This window comes from Variovorax sp. FW301-JW7 (genome assembly GCF_058788795.1).
Window position 1 is genome coordinate 94,834 of record NZ_JBYTBC010000004.1, and the last position, 11,579, is coordinate 106,412.

General features: G+C 69.8%; 11 protein-coding genes and 2 riboswitches. Of the genes, 4 read left to right on the forward strand and 7 right to left on the reverse strand.

Going from position 1 to position 11,579, the window contains the following annotated elements; translation table 11 throughout:
- Nucleotides 1-3 precede the first annotated feature (3 nt).
- From AC3WQM_RS12295 to AC3WQM_RS12320, 6 genes are read right to left on the reverse strand one after another with little or no spacing between them, the layout of a single operon-like run.
- A complete protein-coding gene (locus AC3WQM_RS12295) occupies nt 4-645 on the reverse strand; it encodes a glutathione S-transferase family protein (RefSeq protein ID WP_492679013.1) in 642 nt (213 codons plus the stop codon).
- Nucleotides 646-650: 5 nt separating this feature from the next.
- Nucleotides 651-1,286, reverse strand: a complete 636-nt coding sequence (locus AC3WQM_RS12300) for a DJ-1/PfpI family protein (protein WP_492679015.1) — start codon at nt 1,284-1,286, stop codon at nt 651-653.
- A gap of 14 nt (nt 1,287-1,300) precedes the next feature.
- Nucleotides 1,301-2,488 carry an aminotransferase-like domain-containing protein gene (locus AC3WQM_RS12305; RefSeq protein ID WP_492679017.1) on the reverse strand — a complete coding sequence of 396 codons (1,188 nt, stop codon included), beginning with the start codon at nt 2,486-2,488 and terminating at the stop codon, nt 1,301-1,303.
- 54 nt (nt 2,489-2,542) lie between these two features.
- Complete coding sequence (locus AC3WQM_RS12310; protein WP_492679788.1) at nt 2,543-2,950, reverse strand: VOC family protein; 408 nt, start codon at nt 2,948-2,950, stop codon at nt 2,543-2,545.
- Between the two features lie 11 nt (nt 2,951-2,961).
- Nucleotides 2,962-3,909: a DMT family transporter gene (locus AC3WQM_RS12315; protein WP_492679019.1), complete on the reverse strand. Its 948-nt coding sequence runs from the start codon at nt 3,907-3,909 to the stop codon at nt 2,962-2,964.
- Nucleotides 3,906-4,505 carry a LysE family translocator gene (locus AC3WQM_RS12320; protein ID WP_492679021.1) on the reverse strand — a complete coding sequence of 200 codons (600 nt, stop codon included), beginning with the start codon at nt 4,503-4,505 and terminating at the stop codon, nt 3,906-3,908. The genes AC3WQM_RS12315 and AC3WQM_RS12320 overlap by 4 nt, the downstream gene beginning before the upstream one ends.
- A gap of 130 nt (nt 4,506-4,635) precedes the next feature.
- On the opposite strand from AC3WQM_RS12320, the gene AC3WQM_RS12325 reads away from it, so the two are divergent.
- From AC3WQM_RS12325 to AC3WQM_RS12340, 4 genes are all read left to right on the forward strand, one after another.
- Nucleotides 4,636-6,057 (forward strand): aminotransferase-like domain-containing protein, encoded by a 1,422-nt coding sequence (locus AC3WQM_RS12325; protein ID WP_489060962.1) that lies wholly within the window; start codon nt 4,636-4,638, stop codon nt 6,055-6,057.
- 64 nt (nt 6,058-6,121) lie between these two features.
- Entirely contained in the window at nt 6,122-6,919 is a 798-nt protein-coding gene (locus AC3WQM_RS12330) for a PhaM family polyhydroxyalkanoate granule multifunctional regulatory protein (RefSeq protein WP_492679023.1), read from the forward strand.
- 49 nt (nt 6,920-6,968) lie between these two features.
- The gene (locus tag AC3WQM_RS12335) at nt 6,969-8,249 is read left to right on the forward strand and encodes an FIST signal transduction protein (RefSeq protein ID WP_492679025.1); all 1,281 of its coding nucleotides are present in this window, start codon (nt 6,969-6,971) and stop codon (nt 8,247-8,249) included.
- A 214-nt stretch (nt 8,250-8,463) separates the two neighbouring features.
- Entirely contained in the window at nt 8,464-9,879 is a 1,416-nt protein-coding gene (locus AC3WQM_RS12340) for an RtcB family protein (protein ID WP_492679027.1), read from the forward strand.
- Between the two features lie 19 nt (nt 9,880-9,898).
- Here AC3WQM_RS12340 and AC3WQM_RS12345 read toward each other — a convergent pair whose 3' ends face one another.
- Nucleotides 9,899-11,206, reverse strand: coding sequence for a D-amino acid dehydrogenase (locus tag AC3WQM_RS12345; RefSeq protein WP_492679029.1), 1,308 nt, complete (start codon nt 11,204-11,206; stop codon nt 9,899-9,901).
- A gap of 91 nt (nt 11,207-11,297) precedes the next feature.
- Nucleotides 11,298-11,404: riboswitch (glycine riboswitch) on the reverse strand.
- Nucleotides 11,405-11,448: 44 nt separating this feature from the next.
- A riboswitch (glycine riboswitch) is annotated at nt 11,449-11,539 on the reverse strand.
- Nucleotides 11,540-11,579 lie beyond the last annotated feature (40 nt).

Below are 11,579 nucleotides of genomic sequence, written 5' to 3' on the forward strand. Positions count from 1 at the left end.
GGGTCATTCGAGGGATAAATCAAGCACGCCACGCGTGCCCGGGCGGGAAAGCAGTTCCGAATACCAGCGCTCGACGTTCGGCCAGGTCGGCCGGCGGTACTCGGCGCCGGGCAGGCCGAACCAGCGGTGCGCCTCGCAGCCGATCGGGATGTCGGCCATGGTGAAGCGCTCGCCGGCCATGTAGGGGCGCTGCGCGAGGTGCGCGTCGAGCATCGCGAACAGCGCCTCGCTCTCGCGCACCGACGCGGCGATCAGCGCGGGCTGGCGCTCCGAGGGCGGCGTGCGCACCCATTGCACGAAGGCGTCGCGGCTGGCGCGGTTGAGCGTGGTCTGCTGCCAGTCCATCCAGCGCTCGGCGTCGAAGCGCGCGGGCAGCTCGCTCGGGTAGAGCGTGCCGTGCGAGTAGCGGGCGCACAGGTAGCGCACGATGACGTTCGACTCCCACAGCGTGACGCGCTCGGCGCCTTCGCCGTCGTCGATGGTGGGCACCATGGCGTTCGGGTTGAGCGCGCGGTATTCGGGCGTCTGCACCACGCCGAACTTGCCGCCGGCCTCGGTGCGCTGGAAGTCGAGCCCGAGTTCCTGCGCGCACCACACGACCTTGCGCACGTTGATCGAACTGATGCGGCCCCAGATGTTGAGCATGGTGTTCAGTGTCCTTGTGCGCAGAGGGCGTCGGCCGTGGCCTGCAGGTACGGTTCGATGTTGCGCATCGCGCGCGCCACGTAGTCGTCTTTCTCGCCGACCGGCGCGACGTAGTGCAGCGCGCTCTTCGCGGCCTCCAGGCCTTCGGTGCGCGCGATGAGCCACGCCGCGAGGTAGGGCGCCGAGAAGCAGCCGCCCGCGGTGGCCACGTTGCCCTGCGCGAAGAAGGGCTGGTTGAGCACCTCGATGCCGGCTTCCTGCACCCAGGGCTTGGTCGTGAGGTCGGTGCAGGCCGGCACCGTGCCCAGCAGGCCGAGCTTGGCCAGCAGCAGCGTGCCCGAGCATTGCGCGCCGATGAGCTGGCGCGACGGGTCGAGCCCGCGCAGCACGCCCATCAGGCCCGCGTCGGCGGCGATCTCGCGCGTGCGGATGCCGCTGCCGACGATCACCGCACCCGCCTCGCAGGCCGATTCGAGCGTCGCGGTGGCGTGCACCGTGACGCCGTTCATCGAGGTCACGGTGGCGCTGGGCGAGGCCAGCGTCACGCGCCAGCCGGGCTTCTTCACGCGGTTGAGCACACCGAGCGCGACCAGCGAGTCGAGCTCGTTGAAGCCGTCGAAGGTGAGGATGGCGATGTGCATCGTCGTCGGCCTTGTCAGGCGTGGGCGGGGGCCAGCAGCGCCAGCTCTTCGCGCAGCGTGACGGCGAGCGCGGCGATGGCGGTGTCGATCTCTTCGACGCTGGCGGTCACGAAGGAAAGGCGCAGCGTGCGCGGATCGCCTTCGCCCGCATAGAACGGCGCGCCGGGCACGAAGGCCACGTTGCGTTCGACCGCTTTGGGCAGCAGGGTCACGGTGTCGATGCCCTCGGGCAGGCGCGCCCACAGGAACATGCCGCCCTTGGGGGCGTTGAACTTCACATCCAGGCCGGCCATCTCGCGCGTGAGCGCGGCCATCATGGCGTCGCGCTGGCGCTTGTACAGGGCGCGGATGGTGGGCACGTGGCGGTCGAGGAAGCCGTCCTTCATCACGGCCGAGACCATGCGCTGCGTGAAGATCGGCGTGTGCAGGTCGACCGCCTGCTTGGCCTGCAGCAGCTTGGGGAAGATGGCCTTCGGCGCCACCAGGAAGCCCAGGCGCAGGCCCGGGGCCAGCACCTTGGAGAACGAGCCCAGGTAGATCACGCCCTCGGGGTTGCGCGCGGCCAGCGGCAGCGGCGGGGCTTCGTCGAACCAGAGTTCGCCGTAGGGGTTGTCCTCGACGATCGGCAGGTTGGCGGCGGCTGCGGCGGCCGACACGGCGGCGCGGCGCGCCTCGGTCATGGTGCGGCCGGTGGGGTTCTGGAAGTTGGGCAGCAGGTAGACGAAGCGCGCGTCGGCCGCCTTGGCCACGAGGTCCTCGACGATCACGCCGTCGTCGTCGCTGGCCACGCCCACGGGGTGCGGCTCCATCGGGCCGAAGGCCTGCAGCGCGCCCAGGTAGGTGGGCGTCTCGACCAGCACCTTGCTGCCCGGATCGATCAGCACCTTGGCCACGAGGTCGAGGCCCTGCTGAGAGCCGGTGGTGATGAGCACCTGCGACGCGTCGACGTCCCAGGGCAGCATGTCGGCCACGGCCTGGCGCAGCGGCGCATAGCCTTCGCTGGCGGCGTACTGCAGCGCGGCGGCGCCGTCGCTGTGCAGCACTTCGGCGCAGGCGTCGGCGAATTCCTGGATCGGGAAGGTCTTGGGCGAAGGCAGGCCGCCGGCCAGGCTGATGATGCCGGGGCGCTCGGTGACCTTGAGGATTTCACGCAGCACCGAAGGATTCATCTTGGCGGCGCGGGCGGCGAGTTTCCAGTTCATGGGAGGCTTTCTTCTTTCTGGCGGATGAGAGGTGAGGTGAGTCTGAGTGTGGGGTCAGGGCGGCGGGATGTCGCCACGGTGCACGACATGGATTTTGTTGCCGTCCGGGTCGCGCAGGTAGGCGCCGTAATAGCCCTGCCCGTAACGGGGGCGGGGACCGGGCGCGCCTTCGTCGCGGCCACCGTGGCGCAGGGCCGCCTCGTGGGCGGCGTGAACGGCCTGCGGCGAGGGCGCGCAGAACGCGACCATGCTGCCGTTGCCGGCGCTGGCGGGTTCGCCGTCCAGCGGGATGTACACGTAAAAGCGCGGCAGCGTCTGGCCCGGCACGATCCAGCAGGCGGCGTCGGGGCCGCCGTCGGGCGTCACGGGGCGGCGGATCAGGCCGAGCGGCGCCAGCACCGCGTCGTAGAAGGCGGCGGCGCGCGACAGGTCGGTGCAGCCGACGGTGACATGGCTGAACAGCGTCATGGTCGTCAGCTCCTGGCCTGCGGCTCGACGCCGCGCGGAACGGTGGGGGTGGCCGGTTGCGACAGCCGCTTGCCCACGACCACCGTGGCGACCACGGCGGCGGCGAAGCCCAGCGTCACGAGGTCGAGCGGCTCGCCCAGCAGCGGGATCGACGCGAGGATCGACAGGAAGGGCTGCAGCAGCTGCGTCTGGCTCACGCGCAGCGCGCCGCCCAGGGCCAGGCCGCGGTACCAGGCGAAGAAGCCGATCCACATCGAGAACATGCCCACGTAGGTGAAGCCGACCCAGGCCGAGGCGGCCACGGGTTGCTGCGGCCACAGGGCGATCGTGGCGGGCAGCGTCACGGGCAGCGCCATCACGCAGACCCAGCAGATCACGCGCTCGGCGCCCAGCGACGGCGTGACCTGCGCGCCGTAGATGTAGCCGACCGAGGCCGCGACGACCGCGCCGACCAGCAGCAGGTCGGCCCATTCGAAACCGAAGCCGTGGCCGCTCTGCTGCGCGCGCAGCACCGAGAACACCACCACCAGCAGGCTGCCCGCGACGGCGCAGAGCCAGAAGCCCAGCCGCGCGCGCTGGTGCAGCACCCAGGCCGCGACCGCGGCCGTGACCAGCGGCAGCAGCGCCGTCACCACCGCCGCGTGGCTGGCCGTGACCACGCGCAGCGCAAAGGCCAGCAAGAGCGGAAAGCCGATCGCGTTGCCCAGCACCGCCATGCCCAGCGGCTTCCACTGGTGCGGCGCCGGGCGTGGCGAACGCGTGACCAGCAGGAAGATGGCCGACAGCACGCCTGCCAGCGCTGCGCGCCCGACCGTGACGAACCACGGCGACAGCTGCGGCGCGTCCTGCGTGCCCGTGGCCAGACGCGTCATCGGCAGCGTGATGGCGAACAGCGCCACACCGACCATGCCGAGCCACATGCCCAGCGTTTCGTCCTTGAGGGCGAGCTTCATACGCCCACCATCCACCAGGCCGTCAGGACCAGGATGAGGCCCATCACGCGGTTGAACCACAGCAGGCGCGTGCCCTTGGCCAGCCACTCGCGCAGCAGCGCACCGACCAGCGCATAGGCGAAGTTGCTGGTGAAGGCGTAGGTCAGCATCACGGGCGCGACGATGGCGAAGCGCGCGAGCGCGTCGGGCTGGCCGGCGATCCAGCCGGCCACCAGCGTGAGCGCCAGCAGCCAGGCCTTGATGTTCACGAACTGCAGCATCACGCCCTGCCCGAAGCCGACCGAGAGGCTGGCGTTGTCGGCCTTGCCGAGCTGGGCGCTGCCGCTGAGCTTGTAGGCCAGCCACAGCAGGTAGGCGATGCCCAGGCCCTTGATCGCCAGGCGCAGCGGCGGCATCGCCACCACCAGCGCGCCGAGGCCGGCCGCGCAGATCGCCAGCAGCAAGGTCCAGCCCACGGGCACCGCGACCACGAAACGCATCGCACGCGGCAGGCCGCCGTTGGCCGCCAGGGCGGTGGAGAGCGTGGTGTTGGGGCCGGGCGAGAAGCTCATCGCCGTGGCCAGCACCAGCAGCGCGGTGAATTCTTGCCAGTTCATGTCACAGACTCTAAACTTTGGACCATTACAGTTCCAGTACAGATGATCGAACAAATCTGAAATCTGTATTGGTCATTCCTTCGACACACGCCGCCCTTTTCTTGCTCTCTGTGCGATGCAGCCCGATCCGATGCTGACCCGAACCTCCACCCAGTCCCTGACCGGGCAGCTGGCCGACCGCCTCGCCGAGCGCATCCGCAACCGGCTGCTGGCCCCCGGCGCGCGCCTGCCCTCGGTGCGCGAATGCGCGCGCCAGCAGGGCGTGAGCCCGTACACCGTGGTCGCCGCGTACGACCAGTTGCTCGCGCAAGGGCTGGTCGAGGCGCGCCGCCAGCGCGGCTTCTATGTGCGCGACGCGGCGCCCGTGCCCGAGAGTTCGCGCAACCCGGCGCATGCCGCACCCGAGGTCCCGCCGATGATGGCCTCGCGCGTGCCGGCCGATGCCAGCTCGCTGATCCGCAGCATGTTTCACCGCCCGAGCGACAAGCCGCAGCCGGGCATGGGCGTGTTCCCGCCCGACTGGATGGCCTCGACCTTCCTGGCGACCGCGGTGCGCCGCGTGACCACCACGTCGGCGCTGCAGGAACTGTCGCTGCAGTACGGCGAGCCCTCGGGCGACCTTGCGCTGCGCCGCAGCCTGTCGCAGAAGCTGGTGCGCATCAACGTGCCGGCTGGGCCGGACCAGATCGTGACCACCATCGGCGCCACGCATGCCCTGGACATCGTGAGCCGCACGCTGCTGCGCGCGGGCGATCCGGTGATGGTCGAGGAGCCCGGCTGGGCGCTGGAGTTCGCCCGGCTCGAAGCGCTGGGCATGCGCATCCTGCCGGTGCCGCGCCGCGCCGACGGGCCCGACCTCGACGTGATGGCGCAGTACTGCAAGCTGCACAGCCCCAAGCTGTTCGTGAGCGTGAGCGTGCTGCACAACCCGACCGGCTACAGCCTCACGCCGGGCAGCGCGCACCGCGTGCTCAAGCTGGCCAACGAACACGACTTCCACATCGTCGAGGACGACACCTACAGCCACCTCGCGCCCGAGCACGCCACGCGCCTGAGTGCGCTCGACGGGCTGCAGCGCACCATCTACGTCAGCGGCTTCGCGAAGATTCTGGCGCCCAACTGGCGCATCGGCTTCCTGGCCGCCTCGCCCGCGCTCAAAGAGCGGCTGCTCGAGACCAAGCTGCTGGCCACGCTGACCTCGCCCACGCTGTTCGAGCGGGCGCTGTCGTGGTGCATCGACCAGGGCCAACTGCGCCGCCATTCGGAGCGCGTGCGCATCCGCCTGGACGGCGCGCGCGGCCGCGCGGTGAAGCTCGCCATGTCGCACGGCTGCACCTTCGCCTCGGAGCCGGCCGGGCTGTTCGGCTGGGTCGACACGGGCGTGGACACCGACGCGCTCACGCAACGCATGCTCGACCAAGGCTACCTGCTGGCGCCGGGCTCGCTGTTCCATGCGCGCCGGCCGCCGAGCACGATGATGCGGATCAACTTCGCGACCTCGCAGGACGCGAATTTCTGGAAGGTTTTCAGCCGGGTCAGGGACGAGCTCTGATTCGCTTGCAAAGGGCTTGGAGTAAGCTGGCAGCACAAGAAAACCCAGCCAGGAGACCTCCCGCATGAGCAACGCCAGCAAACCCTTCGACTTCAGCCAGTTCGTCCCCGGATTCGACTTCCTGAAGAACCTCGCCGGCGGTGCCGCCGCGGGCTCCGGCTCGGTGCCCGGCATCCCCAGCCTCGCGAGTTGGGTCGCGCCCACCATGAGCGTCGAAGAGGTCGACAAGCGCATCCAGGAATTGAAGACGGTCCAGTACTGGCTCGAACAGAACGGCCACGCGCTCAAGGCGACCATCCAGGCGCTCGAGGTGCAGAAGATGACGCTGTCGACCCTGCGCGGCATGAACGTGCGGATGGAAGACATCGCCAGCGCGTTCACCAAGCAGGCCGCGGCCATGGCGCCGGCACCTGCACCGGCTTCTGCACCGGCCCCCGCACCGCGGCCCGAACCGGAAGCTGTCGAGGAAGAGGAAGAAGAGTTCGACGAGGCCGAGGAAGAAGCGGAAGAGGTGGAAGAGGAAACCCCGGCGCCGAAGAAGACGTCGCGCGCCAAACCCGCAGCGTCCAACGGCGCCGCCGGCGTGGTCGACCCGATGCAATGGTGGGGCTCGCTCACCGAGCAGTTCCAGCAGATCGCGAGCACGGCGCTGCAGGACGCGGCGCAACTCAAGGTGCCGGCCATGGCGCAGCCGCTGGCCGACGCCGTGGGGCAGGTCATTGGCAAGGCAACGGCGGCGCGCAAGCCGGCCGCCAAGACCGCGGCGAAGAAGGCCGCCGCCAAGAAAGCCGCGCCGGCACCCGCCGCGCGCAAGAAAACCACGTCCACCGCCGCGCGCAAGCGAACCTCCGGCCGGCGCTGACGTCTCACAGTCACCTTTCCAGACGACGACGCACGGGTCGGTACGCACCATGAAACTGTTTCCCACCGGCCATGCCACCCACCCGCAATGGCGCATGGCCGCCGGCCTCGTGCTGGCCCAGTTGCGCGCGCAGATGGCGCTGCCCGATTACGCGTCGAACCCGACGCTCGGGCTGCTCTACATCACCGACCACTACGCGAGCGAGGCGCAGGAGATCCTCGATCACCTGAGCGCCGAACTGCCCGAGGTCACCGACTGGTCGGGCACGGTCGGCATCGGCGTGTCGGCCAACAACGCCGAGTACTTCGACGAGCCCGGCCTGAGCCTGATGCTGTGCGCGCTGCCCAGCGACCAGTACCGCGTGTTCTCGGGCGTGGCGCCGCTGGGCAGCTCCGAAATGAGCGGCTTCGAGGCGCACACCGCGCTCGTGCACGCCGACCCCGCCACGCCCGACCTGGGCGAGCTCATCGGCGAGATGGCGGGCCGCACCGACACCGGCTACCTGTTCGGCGGGCTCTCGTCCGGCCGCGGCGGGGCGCTGCAGTTCGCGGTCGGCGGCAACGGCAACATCCGCGGCCACGGTGCGGCGGGCGGTGTGTTTTCGGGCGGCTTGTCGGGCGTGGTGTTCGGCGAGGGCGTGCGGCTGGTGTCGCGCGTCACGCAGGGCTGCCAGCCGCTGCGCACGGGCGGCGCGCGCGAGCGCGAGATCACCGAGGCCGACGGCAACCTGCTGCTCTCGCTCGACGGCGAGCCGGCGCTCGACGTGCTGCTGGCCGACCTGCAGGTGTCGCTCGACCGGCCGCAGGAGGCCATCGACGCCGTGCGCAACACGCTGGTCGGCCTGGCCGACGCGGGCAGCGACGGCATCCGCCGCACCGGCGACCTGGGCGCTGACGTGCTGGTGCGCCACATCATCGGCCTCGATCCGACGCGGCGCGGCATCGCCATTGCCGACAACGCCGAGGCCGGCATGCGGCTGAGCTTCTGCCGCCGCAACGCGCAGGCGGCGCGCGCCGACCTGATGCGCATCTGCGCCGAGATCCGCGAAGAGCTCGAGCCCGAAGAACAGACGCTGGCCACCGCGCGCGCCGTGGCGGCCGGCGAGGCCGAGGCCGCGCCGCATCCCGCGCGGCGCATCGCGGGCGCGGTGTACGTGAGCTGCTCGGGACGCGGCGGCCCGCACTTCGGTGCGCCGGGCGCTGAGCTGCAGATCGTGCGGCATGCGCTGGGCGACGTGCCGCTGGTCGGCTTCTTCGCCGCCGGCGAAATCGCACGCCACCACCTGTACGGCTACACCGGCGTGCTGACGGTGTTCACCGCGCCGGACTGACTGGCTGACTGACGGGAAAAAACGACGCGTGCGCCTGCGCGTTGTTTTCGCAGGCGGTTCGCGTCGCTAGAATCCGCCCGCTTTCTTGAATCTCTGCTGCTGCAAGAAGGAGTGATCCGCGCGCCCCGAGGCACGCGGTCGATCTCTTTCGCCCCGCCATGCGATGTGACGGGGCCCGGAAACCGACACGGTTTCCCCGAATGGAATTGCAGCCATGGGCAGCCCCAACCACAGTCATTTTTCGAGACTCCAGCGCGCCTTTTCGCGCGCGAACATCGCCGTCGATTACCGCGACGGCATCTATCACCTTCGCAACGAAGCCGCGCAGGCGACCGTTCTTCTGCCGCAGAGCCTGCCGCTGGAAGAAAAAGCCGTGAACCAGCTGCTGGCCTTCGCCAGCGTGCGCTCGCCCGACGGCGCGCATGGCGTGTGCAAGGCCTGCGCGACGCCGGACTTTCATCCGGGCTCGGTCGCGCCGGTGGGCAGCGTCGTCGCCACCGATGGCGACTTCGTGATTCCCGCCGCGGTCGGCACCGACATCAACTGCGGCATGCGCCTGCTGACCACCGGCCTCACGCTGGACCAGGTGGCGCCGCACAAGACGCAGTTGCTCGCGCGGCTCACGCGCAGCTTGCTCGACAACGGGCGCGACGTGCCGGTGCACACGGCGGCGTTTCGCGCGCTGTTCGACGAAGGGCCGGCCGCGTTCCTGGACGCCGTGCGCAATGACGGGCTCTGGGCGGCCTGCGACCGCGACCGGCTGCAGGCCGAGATCGGCGCGTGCATCGGCCTGGCGAGCTTCGGCGGGCAATCGCGGCACGCACCGCCGGCCTACACCGGCGCGCGCCACGAGGTGTTCCGCGATCCGTGCCTGGGCACGCCGGGCAGCGGCAACCACTTCGTCGAGCTGCAGGTGGTCGACCAGGTGATGGACCGACACGCGGCGTACCGCGCAGGGCTCAAGGCGGGCGAGGTCGTCGTGATGATCCACAGCGGCTCGCGCGACATCGGGTTCCATGTCGGCGGCCGATGGATGGACCGCGCACGGGCCGAGTGGCCGCAGGGCCTGCGCCATCCGAAGAGCGGGCTGTACGGCCTGGCCGGGCCGCAGGCGCAGGAGTACCTCGAAGCCATGGGCGTGGCCGCGCGCTACGCGTGGGCCAACCGCGTCGTGCTGGCCGAGCTGGTGCGCAAGGACTTCGCCGAGCTGCTGGGCGCCACGGCGTCGACGCTGGTGGTCGACGTGCCGCACAACGTGGTGCTGCGCGAGCACGGTATGAACATCCATCGCAAGGGCGCGACGCCGGCGCACGCGGGCGACCTGGCGCTGATTCCCGGGTCGATGGGCGATCACTCGTACCTCGCGACCGGGCTGGGGCATGAGGACTGGCTGTGGTCGTGCAGCCATGGCGCCGGCCGGCGCATGCGTCGGCAGGAAGTGCGCGCGATGCGGCCCGCGCCCGGCGACGCCGATGCCAGCTGGCAGTGTGTGACCTTGCGCGAAGAGCGCCGCATCGAAGAGGCGCCGCAGGCCTACAAGCCGATCGGCGCGGTGATCGAGGCGCAGGAAAGTGCAGGGCTCATCCGCTGCGCCGTGCGGCTCAAGCCCTGGGTCACGTTCAAGGCGTGACCCAGGGGCGCGTGTCGTGTCAGCCCAGTGCGGGTTGCACGGCACGCGGCGCGTTCGCCGGCATGCCGGCGAACGCGAAGTCGACCTCGGGCGCCAGCCCGCTCACGATGCGCGCGATCGACTTGCCCGAGCCGCAGGCGTGCGTCCAGCCGAGCGTGCCGTGGCCGGTGTTGAGGAACAGATTCGGCAGCTTGGTCTTGCCGATCAGCGGCACGTTGCTCGGCGTGGCCGGGCGCAGGCCGGTCCAGAACTGCGCGCGCTCGGTGTCGCCGGCGCCGGGGAAGAGTTCTTCGACGCGCCGCACGATGGCTTCGCAGCGCACCCGGTTCAGGTCGCGGTCGTAGCCGTTGAGCTCGGCCGTGCCGGCAATGCGCAGGCGGTCGCCCGACTCCGACGTGTAGCGCGAGAACACCAGCTTGTATTCGTCGTCGGTGAGCGAGACCTGGTGCGCCTTCGATGCGTCCTTCACGGGCAGCGTCACCGAGTAGCCCTTGGCCGGGTAGATCGGCAGGCGGATGCCCAGCGGCGCGGCGTACAGCGGGCTCAGCGAACCCATCGCAAGCACGAAGGCATCGCCGCGGATGCGCTGGAAGCGGCCTTCGTTGTCGGTCGCCTCGACGTGGTCGATGCTGCCGCCGGCTTCGCGCAGCGCGGTCACCGTGTGGCTCATGAGGAACTTCACGCCGGCCGCCTCGGCCAGCTTCACGAGCTCGCGTGCGAAGCGGTTGGCGTCGCCCGATTCGTCTTCGGCGGTGTACGTGGCGCCGGCGAGTTGGGGGCGGATGTGGGCGAGGGCGGGTTCGATCTTGATGGCCTCGTCGGCCGAGATGACCAGCCGCTCGCAGCCCAGGGCACGCATCTGCTCGGCGGGCGCGAGGGCGCCGTCGAATTCTTTTTGCGTCGTGTAGAAGTGCAGGATGCCTTGCGTGCGCTGGTCATAGTTCAGGCCGGTGTCTCGACGCAATTGCTGCAACATTTCCCGGCTGTATGTACCGAGACGAACGATCTGTTCGATGTTGTGGCGGGTGCGCGCGGGGGTGCATTCGCGCAGGAACTGCAGGCCCCAGAGCCACTGGCGCATGTCGGCGCGGATGCGAAACAGCAGCGGCGCATCTTCCTTGCCAAGCCACTGCAGCACCTTCAGCGGCGCGCTCGGATTGGCCCAGGGTTCGGCATGGCTGACCGAGATCTGGCCTCCGTTGGCGAAGCTGGTTTCGGCGGCCGGGGTGGCCTGCCGGTCGATCACGGTCACCTCGTGGCCGAGTTGCTGGAGGTAGTAGGCCGAAGTCACGCCGAGCAGGCCGGCGCCAAGAACGATCACACGCATTGCAAGTACCTTTGAGTTTGCAGCGCTTGAACGGCGGGCGTGGAGCGCTATTGAAAAAATAGCAAGCAACCGGACGACCGTTGTCCAAGTTGCCGCTCCCCCTGTCCTCGGTACCTGAGAGATTCACCCTGCTGCACCCGCAGCGGGTTTGCTCCTTCGGTGCGCCACATGGCGTGGCGGCTCTCCAGACGGCTGTATCGATGAGTGCAGTACTGACCCCTTGCCGAAATTCCGTGGCGTTGCCTGGAATGTCGTCGGGCCGACCTGAGCGTTTATGGGAGTTTGCGCCTTCGGTAGGGCCTCCGTGGAGGCCCGCTCTCCTGCAATTGTTGGCGATTGTAGGCGGGCCCCGCAAGCCGGCCAAGCCCTGTAC